Genomic DNA, 17172 nt, shown 5'->3' with positions numbered 1-17172 from the left:
CTCAGCCGCCGAGGACCGCGCCGGTCGTCGTCTGCCCCCAGCCGGCAGCGACGCCCGCGCCGAGCACCATGAAGGGGCCGAAGGCCACCGCGGTGTCGCGGCGAGCGCGCCGCGAGATCACCAGCCCGAGCGCCCACGCCCCGCCGAGCAGGAACGGCAGGAGGAGCCCGGCGACGAGCTCGGCCCACCCCAGCCACGCGAGCGGGGTGCCGAGCGTGCCGGCGAGCTTCACGTCGCCGAACCCCAGCCCGGGCGGGTGCGCGAGCCGCAGCGCGGCGTAGGCGCAGAAGCCCACGGCGCCCCCGGCGAGCGCGCGGACGAGCGGCTCCCCGTCGCCCGCCGCGAGCGACGCGACCGCGAGCAGCACGACGACCGCGACCCCCGTCGGGAGCACGATCACGTCCGGCAGGCGATAGGTGCGTGCGTCGACCACGGCGAGCAGCGCACCGGCCGCGGCAACGACCACGAGGGCGGGCGTCGCCCACGACGGGCCCGACCACCACGCCGCGGCCAGCGCCGCGAGCAGCGCGAGCGCTCCACCCGCCCGGCCCGCGACCCGGAGCTCGCGAGCGAGGTCGGCGCGACGGCGTCGTCCCCACGACCTCGGCGCACCCGCGGTGACCACGGCCTCCCGTGCCTCGTCCGGTTCGTCGTCACCCGACCCGCGGAGCGATGCCGCGGCGTGCCTCGTCCCGTCCCCCTGCTGGACCATGCGAGGCACCGTAGCGCGCGCGCGGCGACGTGGGACGTCGTCGTCCACAGACCGCCGCGTCGGCGGGCACGGCGCGGGCCGCGGCGTCAGCTCAGCAGCCCTCGACCGCCGTCGGTCCGTACTGCGGGCGCCCGCCGGGACGGGCGCGCCGACGTGGGAGGATGGCGATCATGCTGCGTTGGTTGACATCGGGTGAGTCGCACGGTGAGGCCCTGGTCGGGATCCTCGACGGGCTGCCCGCGGGCGTCGAGCTCACGACGGACGACGTGCGCGCCGCGCTCGCGCGCCGCCGCCTCGGGTACGGCCGCGGTTCGCGGCAGAAGTTCGAGCAGGACGAGCTGCGCGTCCTCGGCGGCCTGCGCCACGGCGTGACCCAGGGCGGGCCGCTGGCCATCGAGATCGCGAACTCCGAGTGGCCCAAGTGGGTCGACGTCATGTCGTCCGACCCGGTGCCGCCCGAGGCCCTGCTCGTCGACGCCGGGACGGGCGACGTCCGGGAGATCGCGCGCAACCGCCCGCTCACCCGGCCCCGCCCGGGGCACGCCGACCTCGTCGGCATGCGCAAGTACGGCTTCGAGGACGCGCGCCCCGTGCTCGAGCGCGCCTCGGCGCGCGAGACGGCGACGCGCGTCGCGCTCGGCACGGCCGCGGCGAAGTTCCTCGAGCAGGCGCTCGGCGTCCGGCTCGTGTCGCACGTCGTCGCGATCGGGCCGGTCGAGGTCCCCGAGGACGCGCCGGTGCCCGGCCCCGACGACGTCGCCGCGCTCGACGCCGACCCGGTGCGCTGCTTCGACCCGGACGCCGCCGCGGCCATGGTCGCGGAGATCGACGAGTGCCAGAAGGCGGGAGACACCCTCGGCGGCGTCGTCGAGGTGCTCGCGTACGGGGTCCCCTCCGGACTGGGCACCTACGCGCAGAGCGACCGTCGCCTCGACGCGCGCCTCGCCGCCGTCCTCATGGGGATCCAGGCGATCAAGGGCGTCGAGGTCGGCGACGGCTTCCGCACCGCGCGCCGCCGCGGGTCCGCCGCGCACGACGAGATCGAGCGCGGCGCCGACGGCCGCATCCACCGTCGCAGCAACCGCGCCGGCGGCGTCGAGGGCGGCATGTCGAACGGCGAGGTGGTGCGCGTGCGCGCCGCCATGAAGCCGATCTCGACGGTGCCGCGCGCGCTCGCGACGGTCGACGTCGTCACCGGCGACGTCGCCAAGGCCCAGCACCAGCGCTCCGACGTGTGCGCGGTCCCGCCCGCGGCGGTCGTCGCCGAGGCGATGGTCGCGCTCGTGCTCGCCGAGCAGGCGCTCGAGAAGTTCGGCGGCGACTCCGTCGCGGAGGTCCGCCGGAACGCCGAGGCGTACCTCGCCGCGATCCCCGAGCTGCAGCGCTGATGACGCCCGTCGCCCCGGGGACCCGCCCGGTCGTCGTGCTGGTCGGCCCGCCCGGCAGCGGGAAGTCGACCGTCGCGCGCCACCTGGCCGAGCTGCTCGGCCTCGCGCAGCGCGACACGGACGTCGACGTCGAGACCACGGCCGGGAAGCCGGTCGCGGACATCTTCGTCGACCACGGCGAGCCGCACTTCCGCGAGCTGGAGCGTGAGGCCGTGACGACCGCGCTCGCGACGCACGACGGCGTCCTCGCCCTGGGCGGCGGCGCGGTGCTCGACGAGCACACGCAGACCGCGCTCGCGGCGTACGTCGCCGCGGGCGGGACGGTCGTGTTCCTCGACGTGAGCCTCGCGCACGCCGCGCCGCGCGTCGGCCTCAACCAGGCGCGCCCGCTCCTGCTCGGCAACCCGCGGGCGCGCTGGGCCGCCCTCATGGAGGCGCGTCGCCCCGTCTACGAGCGCGTCTCGACGCTGCACGTCGTCACCGACGCGCGCACGCCCGCCCAGGTCGCGCGCGAGATCCGCGGGCTCCTCGCGGGCGACGCCGTGCCCGGCACCCCGGGGCGCACGACGCCCGCACCCGCGCCGGCCGACCCCGCCGGCACCCCGGTCGAACAGGAGAACGCGTGACCCCCGACGCCACCACCCCCGCCCAGGACCCGGCCGCTGCCGCGCCGACGCGCGTGCGGGTCGCGGGCGAGCAGCCGTACGACGTCGTCGTGGGGCGCCACCTGCTCGGCGAGCTGCCCGCGATGCTCGGCGACTCGGTACGCCGGGTGCTCGTCGTGCACCCCGCGGCCCTCGCCGCGACGGCCGAGGTCGTCCACGAGGACCTCAAGGCGTCGGGCTACGAGGCATACGTCGCGGAGGTGCCGGACGCCGAGGAGGCCAAGACCGCTCAGGTGGCCGCATTCCTGTGGGGCGTGCTCGGGCAGCTGGACTTCACGCGCACGGACGCGGTCGTCACGGTCGGCGGCGGCGCGACGACGGACCTCGGCGGCTTCGTCGCCGCGACGTGGCTGCGCGGCATCCGCGTGGTGCACGTGCCGACGACGCTCCTCGCGATGGTCGACGCCGCGGTCGGGGGCAAGACCGGCATCAACACTGCCGAGGGCAAGAACCTCGTCGGCGCGTTCCACCCGCCGGCGGGCGTCCTGTGCGACCTCGCGGCCCTGGAGTCGCTCGGGCGCTGGGACTTCGTCGCGGGGCTCGCGGAGGTCGTCAAGACGGGGTTCATCGCGGACGAGCGCATCCTCGATCTCGTCGAGGCGCACGCCGACGCGCTCGCCGCATGGGGCACCCGGCCGACGGCAGACGAGACCTGGGCCGTCGTCGCCGAGCTCGTCGAGCGCTCGGTCGCGGTCAAGGCGCGCGTCGTGGGGGAGGACCTCAAGGAGGCCGGGCTGCGCGAGATCCTCAACTACGGCCACACGCTGGGCCACGCCGTCGAGCTCACCGAGCGCTACCAGTGGCGCCACGGCGCGGCCGTCTCCGTCGGCATGGTGTTCGCCGCCGAGCTCTCGCGCCTCGCCGGGAAGCTGGACGACGCGGTCGTCGATCGCCACCGCGCGATCCTCGGCTCGCTCGGGCTGCCCCTCACCTACCGGGGCGACCGGTGGGAGCAGCTGCTGTCCGCGATGCGCCGCGACAAGAAGTCGCGCGGCGACCTCCTGCGCTTCGTCGTGCTCGACGACGTCGCCCGCCCGACGCGCCTCGAGGGCCCGGACCCGACGCTCCTCGCCGCGGCCTACGCGGAGGTCGCGGCGGACGCGCCGGTGGGCCGGGGGCCGATCGCCCTCTGACGGATCCTCGGCGGGTCAGGCCCAGAGCCCCCGGCCGCGGAGCACGTCGCGCAGCACGTCCGAGCGGTCGGTGACGATCCCGTCGACCCCGAGGTCGAGCAGCCGGTGCATCGTCGGCGCGTCGTTGACCGTCCAGGCGTGCACCGCGACGCCGGCCCGGTGCGCGGCCCGCACGAACGCCGAGTCCACGACCCGGACCCAGCCCTCGCGCACCGGCACCTGGAGGCAGTCGACCGAGCGGGCCGCGAGGCGAGCGAGCGCGTCCGCCCGCGCGCGCCCCGCGAGCAGCATGCCCACGACCGCGCCTCGCGCGCCGGACACGGTCACGGGGCGCGAGAGCCGCGCCACGGTCGCCTCTCGCCGCGACGCGGCGAACGACGCGACGCACACGCGGTCGTGCGTGCGCGTGCGCTCGATCGCGCGCGCGACGGGCTCGGCCGCCGCGGCCGACTTGACGTCGACGTTCACGCGGAGGTCCGGCCACGTCCCGAGGACATCCTCCAGCGACGGTACCGGCTCGCGACCGCCGATCCGGGCGGTGCGCACCGTGCGCCACGGGAGGTCGGCGACCAGGCCGCGCGCGTCGGTCGTCCGGTCCAGCGAGGCGTCGTGGAGCGCCACGGCGACGCCGTCCGACGTCGCGTGGGCGTCCGTCTCGACGTACCGGAGCCCCAGCTCGCGGGCCGCCGCGAACGCCGCCATCGAGTTCTCCAGGCCGTCGCGCGAGAAGCCGCGGTGCGCGAGCGCCGCGAACGGGGCGTCGAGGTAGCGCGTCGCGCTCATGCTGCTGTCCGCGGACGCGCGCCGGACGGCGCGGGGACGGGCGCGGAGCGCAGGTGCGGGTGCCGTGCCGGAGGTCGGGGGCGGGCAGCGCTGAGGGTCACCCCGCCAGCCTGCCCGAGGCCGTGATCCGTCGCCCGTCGGGAGCGGCCCCGGACGTGTCGCCGTCGCTCGCTCCGGCACGGCTAGGCTCGGGCGCCATGGAACGCGTGCTCGTCCTCAACGGACCCAACCTCGGCCGGCTCGGCGTGCGCGAGCCGGAGATCTACGGCTCGGCCTCGATGGCGGACCTCCGCGAGTCGGCGACGACGTGGGGGAGCGCGCTCGACCTCGCCGTCGACGTGCGGCAGACCGACGACGAGTCCGAGCTCGTCGGCTGGCTGCACGAGGCCGTCGACGCGCGGGCCCACGTCGTGCTCAACCCGGCCGCGTTCACGCACTACTCCTACGCGGTGCGCGACGCCGCCGCGCAGGTCACGACGTCCGGCCTGCTGCTGGTCGAGGTCCACCTCAGCAACCCGGCGGCGCGCGAGGCGTTCCGCAGCCACTCCGTCGTGGGGGCGGTCGCGACCGGCACGGTCGCGGGCTTCGGGTTCGACTCCTACCGGCTCGCGCTCGAGGCCGTCGCCGCGCGCCTGCGCGCGAGCCAGGCCTGATCTGCCCTGATCAAGCCTCAGGGCTTGATGGTCGACGAACAAGGGTCTAGCCTTGATGTCATGTACGTACTGACTGTCGACCAGCGGGGGAGCACAGGTCGTCCCGACCGCGTCCCCGAGGTGCTCGCGCGGCTCGACGAGATGCTGGCGGGCCGCGGCGTCGTCGTCCCGTTCGCCCGGACGGTCGGCGACGAGGTCCAGGGTGTCCTCGACGACCCGGAGGCCGTCGTCGAGGTCGTGCTCGACCTCCTGCGCGACGGCGGCTGGAGCGTCGGCCTCGGCGTCGGGCCGGTCGACGAGCCGCTGCCCGCGGTCTCGCGCGAGGCGTCGGGCACGGCGTTCGTGCGCGCCCGCGAGGCGGTCGAGCAGGCGAAGTCGCGCGCGGCCACGGCGCCCGTCGCCGTTCGCGGGGAGCCCGCGGCGCGCGCCGCGGAGGTCGAGGCGCTCCTGCGCCTCCTCGCGGCCGTCGTGGACCGGCGCACCGCGCCCGGGTGGGAGGCCGTCGACGCGCTGGCGCGTGTGGGTGGGACCCAGAAGGATGTGGCTCGCGCGCTCGGCGTGTCCGAGCAGGCGGTCAGCCAGCGGCTGCGCACCGCGCTGTGGCCCGAGGAGGCGGCGGCGCGGCCCGTGGTCGCGAGGCTGCTGGGCGAGCTCCACGAGGGGCCGCCGGCGGATCGGCAGGAGGAGAAGGCGTGACGGACCCGGTGACGGTCGTGCTCGTGGTGCTCGTCTGGGTGGTCGCGCTCGCCGCGAGCGTCCTCGGCGGCGGCCCCGTGACCCAGGGGGTCCTGCGCGCGGCGGCGCGTGCGGGCGGCTCCGCCGCCCCGGGCCGCGCCGGCCGGCCGCGGCGTGGTGCCCCGGCGGACCCGGCGGCCGTCCCGGTGCCCCCGCCGCCCCCTCCGACGACGGGGCCGATCGGGACGGAGGCCGTCAAGGCCCTGCGCGGCGGGACGTGGATCGGGATCCTCGAGCGGTTCGCGATCACCGGCTGCCTCCTCGCGGGCGAGCCGGGCGGCATCGCCTTCGTCGTCGCGATCAAGGGCCTGGGCCGCTACCCCGAGCTGCGTGAGCACCCCGTCGCGTCGGAGCGCTTCGTCATCGGGACGCTCGCCTCGATGTGCTGGGCGGCGACCCTGGGCGTCGTGGCGAACGCGGTCCTCGCCGCGCTCCGGTAAGATCGTCAAGGCCCATTTCCGCATCCCGCTCTCGTGGCCCCGTCGTGCCGTCCCGGCACGCGGCAGCGCGTCGACGGGACCGCTGACCCTCCGACAGGAAGACGAACGTGGCGACCACCAACGACATCAAGAACGGCACCGTGCTGCGACTCGACGGCCAGCTGTGGACCGTGATCGAGTTCCAGCACGTCAAGCCCGGCAAGGGTGGCGCGTTCGTCCGCACCAAGATCAAGAACGTCATGACGGGCAAGACGATCGACAAGACGTTCAACGCCGGCCTCAAGATCGAGACCGCCAACGTCGACCGCCGTGACTTCCAGTACCTGTACCAGGACGGCGCGGACTACGTGTTCATGGACACCTCGACGTACGACCAGATCACGGTCGGTGCCGAGATCGTGGGCGACGCCAAGGACTACATGCTCGAGAACCAGAACGTGCTCATCGCGTCGAACGACGGCCAGCCGCTCTACATCGAGCTGCCCGCCTCGGTCGTCCTCGAGATCACGTACACCGAGCCGGGCCTGCAGGGCGACCGCTCGACGGGCGGCACCAAGCCCGCGACGCTCGAGACGGGCGCGCAGATCCAGGTCCCGCTCTTCCTCGAGCAGGGCACCAAGGTCAAGGTCGACACGCGTGACGGGTCGTACCTCGGCCGCGTGAACGACTGACCGCCGGCACCGACGGACAGACGACGGACTGACATGGCCGCACGCACCAAGGCGCGCAAGCGCGCGCTCGACGTCCTCTTCGAGGCGGAGCAGCGTCACGTGGACCCGACGACCCTCCTCGCGGAGCGCGTCGCCGACCCCGGGACGGCGCAGACCGCGCTGCCGCAGTACGCGGTCGACATCGTCGAGGGCGTGCTCGCCCACCGCGAGCGCATCGACGAGCTGCTCGAGACGTACTCCCACGGGTGGACGCTCGAGCGCATGCCCGCCGTCGACCGGGCGCTGCTGCGCATCGGCGGCTGGGAGATCCTCTTCAACGACGACGTCCCGGACGTCGTCGCGATCGACGAGGCCGTCGACCTCGCGCGCTCCCTGTCGACCGACGACTCGCCGTCGTTCGTCAACGGGCTGCTCGCGCGCATCGTCGAGATGAAGCCGACGATCACGGCCTGACCGCGGCGCCCGGCCGCGGCCGGGCGCCGCCTCGCGCGGCGTCGGTCACGGGTGTGACCGACGCCGCGTCCCACCGGGCGGGACGCGCACCCGGCCGCCGGACCACCGGCGGTAGGGTGGGTGACCGTCAGACATCCTTTAAGGCCCGTCCTGTGAGGCGGGGAAGGAGGTCGCCGGACATGAGCTCTGGCGCTGCTGTGCCCACACCATCCGCACCCCGGCCGGGGTCCGACCCCGAGACGGGTCCGACCGCCGGGACCGTCGTCCTCACGGCGGCGGACATCTCCCGCGCGCTGACGCGCATCGCCCACGAGATCGTGGAGCGCAACAAGGGAGCCCACGACCTCGTCCTCCTCGGCATCCCGACGCGCGGCGTCCCGCTCGCGGCCCGGCTCGCCGAGCGTCTCGCCGCGATCGAGGCAGACGGCGCGCCCGACCCGCACGCGATCGTCGGCGAGCTCGACGTGACGATGTACCGCGACGACCTGCACCGTCACCCGACGCGCACGATCGGCGCGACGCGCCTGCCCGCGTCGGGGATCGACGGCAAGGTCGTGGTCCTCGTCGACGACGTCCTGTACTCCGGCCGCACGATCCGGGCCGCGCTCGACGCGATCAGCGACCTCGGCCGCCCGCGCGCGGTGCAGCTCGCGGCGCTCGTCGACCGCGGCCACCGGGAGCTGCCGATCCGCCCCGACTTCGTGGGCAAGAACCTGCCCACGTCGACGTCCGAGCGCGTGAGCGTGCGCCTCGCCGAGATCGACGGCGCTCCCGCGGCGGGCGACGCGTCCGCCGACGCGGTGGTCATCCGGCCCGCTGCTGCGCAGCCGGGCTCCTCCGAGGACGGGGAGGCCCGCGCATGAGGCACCTGCTCTCGACCCAGGACCTCGGGCGTGCCGACGCGATCCGCATCCTCGACACGTCCGCCCAGATGGCCGCGACGCAGTCCCGCGAGATCAAGAAGCTCCCGACGCTGCGCGGTCGCACGGTCGTCAATCTCTTCTACGAGGACTCCACGCGCACGCGCATCTCCTTCGAGACCGCCGCGAAGCGGCTGTCCGCGGACGTCATCAACTTCTCGGCCAAGGGGTCGAGCGTGTCCAAGGGCGAGTCGCTCAAGGACACCGCGCTGACGCTCCAGGCGATGGGTGCGGACGCGGTCGTCGTGCGGCACCAGGCGTCGGGCGCCCCGCACCTGCTCGCGCACGCGGGCTGGCTCGACGCGGCCGTGGTCAACGCGGGCGACGGCATGCACCAGCACCCGACGCAGGCGCTCCTCGACGCGTACACGCTGCGCCGCCACCTCACCGGGACGGGCCTGACGTCGCCGGGCGCGAGCGGTCCCGACGACGCCGCGGCGCGCGGCGCGGGCCTCGACGGGCGCCACGTCGCGATCGTCGGCGACGTGCTGCACTCGCGGGTCGCGCGCTCGAACGTCCACCTGCTGCACACGCTCGGGGCCCGCGTGACGCTCGTCGCGCCGCCCACGCTCCTGCCGGTCGGCGTCCAGACGTGGCCGTGCGAGGTCTCCTACGACCTGGACGCGGCCCTCGCGGGAGACACGGCGCACGGCGGCCCCGACGCCGTGATGATGCTGCGCGTGCAGCGCGAGCGCATGAGCGGCGCCGGCGCGGGGGGCGGGGCCTTCTTCCCGAACCCGCTCGAGTACAGCCGCAAGTACGGGCTCGACGCTCGGCGCCTCGGGCTCCTCGCCGAGCACGCCGTCGTCCTGCACCCCGGCCCCATGAACCGCGGCCTCGAGATCTCCGCGCAGGCGGCGGACTCGCCGCGCGCGGTGATCGTCGAGCAGGTCGCGAACGGCGTCGCCGTGCGCATGGCCGTGCTCTACCTCCTCCTCGCGGGCAGCGACGAGGCCGACGCCGCGGCGTCGGCCGCGCCCCTGCCCTCCGCCCAGCCCGTCCCCGCCGTCGAAAGGGTCTCCGCCTCGTGAGCAGCGCCGCAACCACCACGTACGTCCTGCGCGGCGCGCGCCCGCTGGGCGGCGACCCCGTCGACCTCGTCCTCGCGGACGGCGTGGTCGCCGAGCTCGCCCCGGTCGGCGCCGCGCGCGCCGCGGACGACGACGGCACCGTCGTCGTCGACGCGACGGGCCTCGTCGCCTTGCCCGGGCTGGTCGACCTGCACACCCACCTGCGCGAGCCGGGGCGCGAGGACGCCGAGACGATCGCGTCCGGCACCCGCGCCGCGGCGGCGGGCGGCTTCACGGCCGTGCACGCGATGGCGAACACGACCCCGGTCGCGGACACCGCGGGCGTCGTCGAGCAGGTGTGGCGTCTCGGGCGCGACGCGGGCTGGGTCGACGTGCACCCCGTGGGCGCCGTCTCCGTCGGGCTCGCGGGCGAGCAGCTCGCCGAGCTCGGCGCGATGGCCGACTCCGCGGCCCGCGTGCGGGTGTTCTCGGACGACGGGAAGTGCGTCGACGACCCGATCCTCATGCGCCGCGCCCTCGAGTACGTCAAGGCGTTCGACGGCGTCGTCGCCCAGCACGCGCAGGAGCCTCGCCTCACCGAGGGCGCCCAGATGAACGAGGGCGTCGTGTCGGCGGAGCTCGGCCTGGCGGGCTGGCCCGCGGTCGCCGAGGAGGCGATCATCGCGCGCGACGTGCTCCTCGCGGAGCACGTGGGCTCGCGCCTGCACGTGTGCCACCTCTCGACCGCCGGCTCGGTCGAGATCGTCCGCTGGGCCAAGGGCCGCGGGATCGACGTCACGGCCGAGGTCACGCCGCACCACCTCGTGCTCACGGACGACCTGGCGCGCGGCTACGACCCGACGTTCAAGGTCAACCCGCCGCTGCGCACGGCCGCGGACGTCGAGGCGGTGCGCGAGGGCCTCGCCGACGGCACGATCGACATCGTCGCGACCGACCACGCGCCGCACGCGCGCGAGGACAAGGACTGCGAGTGGGCCGCGGCCGCGTTCGGCATGACGGGCCTCGAGACGGCGCTGAGCGTCGTGCAGCAGACCATGGTCGACACGGGCCGCATGACGTGGGCCGACGTCGCTCGCGTGCTGTCGAGCGCGCCCGCGCGCATCGGCCGCATCGACACGGGGGAGCGCGCCCAGGGCCGCCCGCTCGAGGTCGGCGAGCCTGCCAACGTCACGCTCGTCGACCCGGCCGCGCGGCGCGTGGTCGACGGGGCCGGGCAGGCCACCGCGAGCACCAACACGCCCTTCCAGGGCCGCGAGCTGCCCGGTGCGGTCGTCGCGACGTTCCTGCGGGGCCGGGCCACCGTGCTCGACGGCGCGCCCGTCGAGGCGGTCGCGGCCGGTCGGGGGGTGGGGGCGTGAACCTGCCGCAGCCCGTCGCGGCCGGGATCTGGATCGTGCTCGGCGTCGTCCTGCTGACGCTCGTGCTCGTCGGCCGTCGCCGGCTCGTGCGCCGCTCCGCGGGCTTCGTCCCGACGCCGCCCGCCGTGCCGGCGGAGGCCGCGCGCGGCGGCGTCGTGCTCGGCCCGCTCGACGCGCTGTACGTGTCGAGCACGCTCGCGGGCGACTGGCTCGCGCGCGTCGGCGCCCACGGCCTCGGCGACCGGGCGCAGGCCCAGGTCACCGTGCACGACGCCGGCCTGCACGTCGCGCGCCGCGGCGCCGACGACGTGTGGGTCCCCGCCGCGGCCGTCGAGGACGTGGCGCTCACCCCGGGCATGGCGGGGAAGTTCGTCGGGAAGGAAGCCATCGTCGTGGTGACGTGGTCCGTCCCCGCCGAGCCGGTCCCGGCCGACGCCCCCGAGGCCCCGCCGCACCCCGAGGTGCGGCTCGACACCGGCCTCATGCCGCGCCACGACCACGACGTCCCGCGTCTCCTGGAGGCCGTGCGCGACCTCGCCGGCCGCCCCCGGGACGCGGGCGGCGACGGCACCCGCGAACGACGAACCGGGGCGCCGAGCAGCGCCACCGACGCACCCACCGACCAGGACGGCCCGGCGCCGACGCGCGAGAGCGCGGCACCCGGCACCGACGAGAACGACGAGGAAGCACCTTGACCGCCTCAGCGAACGCAGTGAGCTCACCGACCGCAGTCACCTCGGTGACCGGCGCACCCGCCCCCGACCGGGCCCTGATCGTCCTCGAGGACGGCACCGTGCAGCCCGGCCGCGCGTACGGCGCGCGCGGCACGACCGTCGGCGAGATCGTCTTCAACACCGGCATGACCGGCTACCAGGAGACCCTCACCGACCCCTCCTACCACCGGCAGATCGTCGTCATGACGGCCCCCCACATCGGGAACACGGGCGTCAACGACGAGGACCCGGAGTCCGGCAAGATCTGGGTCGCCGGGTACGTCGTGCGCGACGCGGCCCGTCGCGCGTCGAGCTGGCGCGCGCAGCGCACCCTCGACGAGGAGCTCGCGGCCCAGGGCGTCGTCGGCATCAGCGACGTCGACACGCGCGCCCTCACGCGCCACCTGCGCGAGCTCGGCGTGATGCGCGCGGGCATCTTTTCCGGCGACGCGCTCGTGCGCGACGGCTACCCGCGCACCGTGGAGGACCTCGTGGCCGAGGTGAAGGCGGCGCCCGCGATGGCCGGCGCCGACCTCGCCCGCGAGGTGAGCACCGACACGGCGTACGTCGTCGAGCCCTTCGAGGGCACGACGCCGGACGGCGAGCCCGTCGCTACCGTCGTCGCCGTGGACCTCGGCATCAAGTCGATGACGCCCCAGCGTCTCGCCCAGCGCGGCGTGCGCGTGCACGTGGTGCCCGCGGCCTCGACGATCGCGGACATCGAGGCGTACGCGCCCGACGGCGTCTTCTTCTCCAACGGCCCGGGCGACCCGAGCGCCGCGACCCACGAGGTCGAGCTGCTGCGCGACGTCCTGGACCGCGGCACGCCGTTCTTCGGCATCTGCTTCGGCAACCAGATCCTCGGGCGCGCGCTCGGCTACGGCACGTACAAGCTCGCCTACGGCCACCGCGGCATCAACCAGCCCGTCATGGACCGCCGCACCGGCAAGGTGGAGGTCACGGCGCACAACCACGGGTTCGCGGTCGACGCGCCGCTCGACGGCGAGTCCGTCGCCCCGCACGACGGCGGCCGCTACGGGCGCGTCGTCGTGTCCCACGTCGGGCTCAACGACCAGGTGGTCGAGGGGCTCGAGTGCCTCGACCTGCCCGCCTTCTCCGTCCAGTACCACCCCGAGGCCGCGGCCGGCCCCCACGACGCCGCGTACCTCTTCGACCGCTTCGTCGAGCTCATGACGTCGCGTCGCGCCGCCGGCGCGGCGGGCGCGGGCTCCGACGCCGTCGAGCAGACCACCAAGGAGAGCTGACCGTGCCTCGCAGAACCGACATCTCCAGCGTCCTGGTCATCGGGTCCGGCCCGATCGTCATCGGCCAGGCGTGCGAGTTCGACTACTCCGGCACCCAGGCGTGTCGCGTGCTCCAGGAGGAGGGCCTGCGGGTCGTCCTCGTGAACTCGAACCCGGCGACGATCATGACCGACCCCGAGTTCGCCGACGCGACCTACGTCGAGCCGATCACGACCGAGGTCCTCACGTCGATCATCGCCAAGGAACGCCCCGACGCGCTGCTGCCGACGCTCGGCGGTCAGACGGCGCTCAACGCGGCGATCGCGCTCGACGAGGCGGGCGTCCTCGCCGAGTACGGTGTCGAGCTCATCGGCGCGAACATCGCGGCGATCCAGAAGGGCGAGGACCGTCAGCAGTTCAAGGACGTCGTCGAGACGTGCGGCGGCGAGTCCGCGCGCTCGGTCATCGTCCACACGGTCGACGAGGCGATCGCGGCCGCGGGCGACCTCGGCTACCCGATGGTCGTGCGCCCGTCGTTCACGATGGGCGGCCTCGGCTCGGGCTTCGCGTACGACGAGGACGAGCTGCGCCGCATCGTCGGCCAGGGCCTGCACTACTCCCCGGTGACGGAGGTGCTCCTCGAGGAGTCGATCCTCGGCTGGAAGGAGTACGAGCTCGAGCTCATGCGCGACAAGAACGACAACGTCGTGGTCGTGTGCTCGATCGAGAACGTCGACCCCGTCGGCGTGCACACGGGCGACTCGATCACGGTCGCGCCCGCGCTCACGCTCACCGACCGCGAGTACCAGAAGCTGCGCGACATCGGCATCGCCGTCATCCGCGAGGTCGGCGTCGACACGGGCGGCTGCAACATCCAGTTCGCCGTCGACCCGGACACGGGCCGCGTCATCGTCATCGAGATGAACCCGCGCGTCTCGCGGTCGTCCGCGCTCGCGTCCAAGGCGACCGGGTTCCCCATCGCGAAGATCGCGGCGAAGCTCGCCGTCGGCTACACGCTCGACGAGATCCCCAACGACATCACGCAGGTCACGCCGGCCTCGTTCGAGCCGACGCTCGACTACGTGGTCGTCAAGGTGCCGCGGTTCGCGTTCGAGAAGTTCCCGGCCGCGGACCCGACGCTCACGACGACCATGAAGTCGGTCGGCGAGGCGATGGCGCTCGGGCGCAACTTCACCGAGGCGCTCGGCAAGGCGCTGCGCTCGATCGACAAGGGCGGCTCGGTCTTCCACTGGGACGGCGAGCCCGTCTCCGGCGCGGAGCTCGACGAGCTGCTCGTGCGCATCGCGCGCCCCACGGAGAACCGGATCATCGGCGTCCAGCAGGCGCTGCGCGCCGGGGCGAGCGTGGAGCAGGTGTTCGAGGCCACGAAGATCGACCCGTGGTACCTCGACCAGATCCAGCTGGTCAACGAGGTCGCGGCGGCCGTCGCCGACGCGCCCGCGCTCACGGAGGACGTGCTGCGCGAGGCGAAGAAGCACGGCCTGTCCGACGCGCAGGTCGCGCGCCTGCGCGGCATGGGCCCGGCGGGCGAGGCGACCGTGCGCGAGGTCCGCTACGCGCTCGGCGTCCGGCCCGTCTACAAGACGGTCGACACGTGCGCGGCCGAGTTCGCCGCCCGCACGCCGTACCACTACTCGTCGTACGACCTGGAGACCGAGGTCGCCCCGCGCGAGCGCGAGGCCGTGATCATTCTCGGCTCGGGCCCGAACCGCATCGGCCAGGGCATCGAGTTCGACTACTCGTGCGTGCACGCGGCCCTCACGCTGCGCGAGCGCTACGAGACGGTCATGGTCAACTGCAACCCGGAGACGGTCTCGACCGACTACGACACGTCCGACCGCCTCTACTTCGAGCCGCTGACGTTCGAGGACGTGCTCGAGGTCTACCAGGCGGAGCTCGCCGCGGGACCGGTCAAGGGCATCATCGTCCAGCTCGGCGGTCAGACGCCGCTCGCGCTCGCGCAGCGCCTCGCGGACGCCGGCCTGCCGATCCTCGGCACGAGCCCCGAGGCGATCGACGCCGCGGAGGACCGCGGCGAGTTCGGCCGCGTGCTCGTCGAGGCGGGCCTGCCCGCCCCGGCGTTCGGCACGGCGCGCTCGCTGGACGAGGCGAAGGACGTCGCGGCCGGCATCGGCTACCCGGTGCTCGTGCGCCCGTCCTACGTGCTCGGCGGGCGCGGCATGGAGATCGTGTACTCGGCCGAGCAACTCACGGGCTACGTCGAGCGCGCCCTCGTGGCGGCCGCGGCGGAGGACCGCACGGCCGGGACGCTGCCCGCGCCGCTGCTCATCGACCGGTTCCTCGACGACGCCATGGAGATCGACGTCGACGCGCTCTACGACGGCACCGAGCTCTTCCTCGGCGGCGTGATGGAGCACATCGAGGAGGCGGGCATCCACTCGGGCGACTCGGCGTGCGTCCTGCCGCCCGTGTCGCTCTCGGAGCAGGAGATCGAGCGCATCCGCCGCTCGACCGAGGCCATCGCGAAGGGCGTCGGCGTGCGCGGCCTGCTCAACGTGCAGTACGCGCTCGTCTCCGACGTGCTCTACGTCCTGGAGGCCAACCCCCGCGCGTCGCGCACGGTGCCGTTCGTCTCGAAGGCGACGGGCACGTCGCTCGCGAAGGCCGCGGCGCGCGTCATGGCGGGCGAGTCGATCGCGGAGCTGCGCGCCGCGGGCGTGCTGCCCGCCGAGGGCGACGGCGGCACGCTCCCGCTCGACGCGCCGATCGCGGTCAAGGAGGCGGTCCTGCCGTTCAAGCGCTTCCGCACCGCGGACGGCGTCGTGGTCGACACGGTGCTCGGCCCGGAGATGCGCTCGACGGGCGAGGTCATGGGCTTCGACCGCGACTTCCCGCACGCGTTCGCCAAGTCGCAGGCCGCCGCGTTCGGCGGGCTGCCGACGTCGGGCCGCGTGTTCGTCTCGGTCGCGGACCGCGACAAGCGCTCGATCGTCTTCCCGGTCAAGCGCCTCGCGGAGCTCGGCTTCGAGATCCTCGCGACGGACGGCACGTCGAGCGTGCTGCGCCGCAACGGCATCGCGTCGCGCGTGGTGCGCAAGTTCTCCGCGGGCCGCGGGGCGGACGGCGAGCCGACGATCGTCGACCTCATCACGGCCGGCGAGGTGGACATGGTCATCAACACGCCGTCCGGGCAGGGCGCGCGCGCCGACGGCTACGAGATCCGCGCGGCCACGACGGCGGCCGACAAGCCGATCGCGACGACGGTCGACCAGCTCGCCGCCGCGGTGCAGGGCATCGAGGCGGTCCTCGCGGGGCCGTTCGCGGTCGCGAGCCTCCAAGAGCACATGGCGGGCGAGGGCCTGACCGACGGCGTCGAGCTGCCCGCTCCCGCCGCGGAGCGGGTGGGTGCGTGAGCGCGGGCTTCGGCGCGCGCCTCGCGGCGGCGACGGCGGACCACGGGCCGCTGTGCGTGGGCATCGACCCGCACCCGGGCCTGCTCGCGGACTGGGGCCTGCCCGACGACGCCTCCGGGCTGCGCGAGTTCGGCCTGCGGGTCGTCGAGGCGGTCGGGGGCCGCGTGGCCGCGGTCAAGCCGCAGTCGGCGTTCTTCGAGCGCCACGGGTCGCGCGGCGTCGCGGCGCTCGAGGAGGTCCTCGCGGCGGCCCGTGCCGCCGGGACGCTGACGATCATGGACGCCAAGCGCGGCGACATCGGCTCGACCATGGCCGCGTACGCCGACGCGTACCTGCGCGACGGCTCGCCGCTCGCGGCGGACGCGCTGACCGTGTCGCCGTACCTGGGGTTCGGATCGCTGCAGCCCGCGGTGGACGCGGCGCTGGAGACGGGGCGCGGCCTGTTCGTGCTCTGCCTGACGTCGAACCCCGAGGGCGCCGAGGTGCAGCACGCGCGCCGGGGCGCCGGGGCGGGCGTGGAGTCCGTCGCGGCGCACGTCGCGCGCGAGGCGGCCCAGGTGAACGCCCCGGTCGTCGCCGCGGGCGACGCGCTCGGGCCGGTCGGGCTCGTGGTGGGCGCGACGATCGCGGACGCCGCGGCGCGCACCGGCACGGACCTCGCGGCCGTGCGCGGGCCGCTCCTGGCGCCCGGCGTGGGCGCGCAGGGCGCGGGCGCGGCCGAGCTCGCCGCGGTGTTCGGCGACGCGCGGCGCCAGGTGCTCGCGTCGTCGTCGCGCGGGGTGCTGCGCGCCGGGCCGGACGCGGACGCGCTGCGCGCGGCGGCCCGCGCCGCCACGGACGAGGCGGCGCAGGCCCTGCGCGGCTGAGCCCCGCACCTC

The 17172-nt window shown here is 75.0% G+C and carries 17 protein-coding genes; 15 read left to right on the top strand and 2 right to left on the bottom strand.

The genetic code is table 11. The features are described from left to right. Nucleotide 1: 1 nt before the first annotated feature. A complete protein-coding gene (locus tag B8281_RS13455; protein WP_051028470.1) occupies nt 2–712 on the bottom strand; it encodes an A24 family peptidase in 711 nt (236 codons plus the stop codon). Between the two features lie 170 nt (nt 713–882). On the opposite strand from B8281_RS13455, the gene aroC reads away from it, so the two are divergent. The 3 genes from aroC to aroB are packed head-to-tail and all read left to right on the top strand — an operon-like array spanning nt 883 to nt 3898. After that, complete coding sequence (gene aroC, locus B8281_RS13450; RefSeq protein WP_085388771.1) at nt 883–2100, top strand: chorismate synthase; 1218 nt, start codon at nt 883–885, stop codon at nt 2098–2100. After that, nucleotides 2100–2726 (top strand): shikimate kinase, encoded by a 627-nt coding sequence (locus B8281_RS13445; protein ID WP_085387985.1) that lies wholly within the window; start codon nt 2100–2102, stop codon nt 2724–2726. Before aroC ends, B8281_RS13445 begins: the two co-directional genes overlap by 1 nt. Continuing rightward, a complete protein-coding gene (gene aroB, locus B8281_RS13440; protein ID WP_198163071.1) occupies nt 2723–3898 on the top strand; it encodes a 3-dehydroquinate synthase in 1176 nt (391 codons plus the stop codon). The genes B8281_RS13445 and aroB overlap by 4 nt, the downstream gene beginning before the upstream one ends. A gap of 15 nt (nt 3899–3913) precedes the next feature. On the opposite strand, the gene B8281_RS13435 is transcribed toward aroB, so the two are convergent. Beyond that, the gene (locus B8281_RS13435; protein WP_085387984.1) at nt 3914–4681 is read right to left on the bottom strand and encodes a glycerophosphodiester phosphodiesterase family protein; all 768 of its coding nucleotides are present in this window, start codon (nt 4679–4681) and stop codon (nt 3914–3916) included. A gap of 197 nt (nt 4682–4878) precedes the next feature. On the opposite strand from B8281_RS13435, the gene B8281_RS13430 reads away from it, so the two are divergent. The 12 genes from B8281_RS13430 to pyrF all read left to right on the top strand — a co-directional run bounded on the left by B8281_RS13430 (nt 4879) and on the right by pyrF (nt 17160). Continuing rightward, nucleotides 4879–5334: a type II 3-dehydroquinate dehydratase gene (locus B8281_RS13430; protein WP_043658422.1), complete on the top strand. Its 456-nt coding sequence runs from the start codon at nt 4879–4881 to the stop codon at nt 5332–5334. 60 nt (nt 5335–5394) lie between these two features. After that, on the top strand, nt 5395–6030 hold the full coding sequence (locus tag B8281_RS13425; protein WP_085387983.1) for a hypothetical protein: 636 nt from the start codon (nt 5395–5397) through the stop codon (nt 6028–6030). Then, nucleotides 6027–6509, top strand: coding sequence for a hypothetical protein (locus B8281_RS13420; RefSeq protein WP_206153989.1), 483 nt, complete (start codon nt 6027–6029; stop codon nt 6507–6509). The genes B8281_RS13425 and B8281_RS13420 overlap by 4 nt, the downstream gene beginning before the upstream one ends. A gap of 107 nt (nt 6510–6616) precedes the next feature. Continuing rightward, entirely contained in the window at nt 6617–7180 is a 564-nt protein-coding gene (gene efp, locus B8281_RS13415) for an elongation factor P (protein ID WP_021482610.1), read from the top strand. Between the two features lie 33 nt (nt 7181–7213). Beyond that, a complete protein-coding gene (gene nusB / locus B8281_RS13410; protein ID WP_021482611.1) occupies nt 7214–7633 on the top strand; it encodes a transcription antitermination factor NusB in 420 nt (139 codons plus the stop codon). 179 nt (nt 7634–7812) lie between these two features. Next, nucleotides 7813–8496: a bifunctional pyr operon transcriptional regulator/uracil phosphoribosyltransferase PyrR gene (pyrR, locus tag B8281_RS13405; RefSeq protein WP_085387982.1), complete on the top strand. Its 684-nt coding sequence runs from the start codon at nt 7813–7815 to the stop codon at nt 8494–8496. Then, the gene (locus B8281_RS13400; protein WP_061267283.1) at nt 8493–9584 is read left to right on the top strand and encodes an aspartate carbamoyltransferase catalytic subunit; all 1092 of its coding nucleotides are present in this window, start codon (nt 8493–8495) and stop codon (nt 9582–9584) included. Before pyrR ends, B8281_RS13400 begins: the two co-directional genes overlap by 4 nt. Next, on the top strand, nt 9581–10942 hold the full coding sequence (locus B8281_RS13395; protein WP_051028381.1) for a dihydroorotase: 1362 nt from the start codon (nt 9581–9583) through the stop codon (nt 10940–10942). Before B8281_RS13400 ends, B8281_RS13395 begins: the two co-directional genes overlap by 4 nt. After that, on the top strand, nt 10939–11637 hold the full coding sequence (locus tag B8281_RS13390; protein ID WP_051028380.1) for a hypothetical protein: 699 nt from the start codon (nt 10939–10941) through the stop codon (nt 11635–11637). Before B8281_RS13395 ends, B8281_RS13390 begins: the two co-directional genes overlap by 4 nt. 44 nt (nt 11638–11681) lie before the next feature. After that, nucleotides 11682–12920, top strand: coding sequence for a glutamine-hydrolyzing carbamoyl-phosphate synthase small subunit (gene carA, locus B8281_RS13385; RefSeq protein WP_076404893.1), 1239 nt, complete (start codon nt 11682–11684; stop codon nt 12918–12920). A 2-nt stretch (nt 12921–12922) separates the two neighbouring features. Beyond that, a complete protein-coding gene (gene carB / locus B8281_RS13380; RefSeq protein WP_034656344.1) occupies nt 12923–16294 on the top strand; it encodes a carbamoyl-phosphate synthase large subunit in 3372 nt (1123 codons plus the stop codon). Beyond that, nucleotides 16291–17160, top strand: coding sequence for an orotidine-5'-phosphate decarboxylase (gene pyrF, locus B8281_RS13375; RefSeq protein WP_085387981.1), 870 nt, complete (start codon nt 16291–16293; stop codon nt 17158–17160). Before carB ends, pyrF begins: the two co-directional genes overlap by 4 nt. Nucleotides 17161–17172: the final 12 nt, after the last annotated feature.

Source organism: Cellulosimicrobium sp. TH-20, from assembly GCF_002105775.1.
Taxonomy (GTDB): Bacteria; Actinomycetota; Actinomycetes; order Actinomycetales; family Cellulomonadaceae; genus Cellulosimicrobium; species Cellulosimicrobium funkei.
This window is presented reverse-complemented; position numbering and strand designations above follow the sequence as displayed.

Excerpts from the sequence above, each read along its gene's own strand:
- B8281_RS13455 (WP_051028470.1), bottom strand. The coding sequence starts at position 712 with ATGGTCCAGCAGGGGGACGGGACGAGGCACGCCGCGGCATCGCTCCGC.
- aroC (WP_085388771.1), top strand. The coding sequence starts at position 883 with ATGCTGCGTTGGTTGACATCGGGTGAGTCGCACGGTGAGGCCCTGGTC.
- B8281_RS13445 (WP_085387985.1), top strand. The coding sequence starts at position 2,100 with ATGACGCCCGTCGCCCCGGGGACCCGCCCGGTCGTCGTGCTGGTCGGC.
- B8281_RS13435 (WP_085387984.1), bottom strand. The coding sequence starts at position 4,681 with ATGAGCGCGACGCGCTACCTCGACGCCCCGTTCGCGGCGCTCGCGCAC.
- B8281_RS13430 (WP_043658422.1), top strand. The coding sequence starts at position 4,879 with ATGGAACGCGTGCTCGTCCTCAACGGACCCAACCTCGGCCGGCTCGGC.
- B8281_RS13425 (WP_085387983.1), top strand. The coding sequence starts at position 5,395 with ATGTACGTACTGACTGTCGACCAGCGGGGGAGCACAGGTCGTCCCGAC.
- nusB (WP_021482611.1), top strand. The coding sequence starts at position 7,214 with ATGGCCGCACGCACCAAGGCGCGCAAGCGCGCGCTCGACGTCCTCTTC.
- pyrR (WP_085387982.1), top strand. The coding sequence starts at position 7,813 with ATGAGCTCTGGCGCTGCTGTGCCCACACCATCCGCACCCCGGCCGGGG.
- B8281_RS13400 (WP_061267283.1), top strand. The coding sequence starts at position 8,493 with ATGAGGCACCTGCTCTCGACCCAGGACCTCGGGCGTGCCGACGCGATC.